The sequence below is a fragment of the Pseudomonas sp. MD195_PC81_125 genome (assembly GCF_014060985.1).
GTDB lineage: Bacteria > Pseudomonadota > Gammaproteobacteria > Pseudomonadales > Pseudomonadaceae > Aquipseudomonas > Aquipseudomonas parakoreensis.
This window is the reverse complement of record NZ_JABULD010000971.1, coordinates 1-560: the sequence shown is the minus strand read 5'-3', so window position 1 is coordinate 560 and position 560 is coordinate 1. Positions and strand designations below refer to the sequence as shown.

The following is a 560-nucleotide window of genomic DNA, read 5'->3' as shown; positions in this document are numbered from 1 at the left end:
GACAGAGCTACACCTGCAACAGAAGTACCGTAAAGAAGCGACTCAAAATTCAAGACCGTGCCCGATACCCTTTCTTTTCCCCTGAGACTGTACAAGCCAAATATGGCCAATCCAAATAACAACATCAGGTCAAAATAGAGAGCAAAGCGAACCACAATATTTATTGAGTCGCTCATGGATCATTTCACTTTGAAGGAAAAGTTGCCGGTGATCGGGTGGGTGTCCGAGGAGACTGCACGCCATTCAACTTTGTAGGTACCGGTCGTCAGAGGTGCAGCCGGCGTAATCACCATCGTTTTCGGATCACCGCCAGCAGCGACGGCGGCCTTTACACCCATTGGAGAGTTCGGCATGCCAGGCATATCAGTCATGATCAGTTTTGCACCGGAAAACTGAGTGGTGAGATTCTCGGAAAAGTGCAGTTCAATTTTCGAAGGGGCCGCCGCATCCGAGCCTTCCGCCGGAGTGGAAGAAAGGAGCTTTGGATGTGCTTGAGCTACGGCACTCAGAAGCAAACCAGCAGTAAGTGCAACAGCTACGGTCGTAGTTTTAAGGAATGA

Annotated in this window: 1 protein-coding gene and 1 pseudogene; both read right to left on the bottom strand. The window is 50.0% G+C overall.

The annotated features are described in order from the left end of the window. A pseudogene (locus HT737_RS32260) lies at positions 1–176 on the bottom strand (copper resistance protein CopD); the annotation flags it as partial. Between the two features lie 3 nt (positions 177–179). After that, positions 180–560 (bottom strand): copper homeostasis periplasmic binding protein CopC (gene copC / locus HT737_RS30660; RefSeq protein WP_308810007.1); only part of this gene is annotated, 381 nt, incomplete at its 5' end.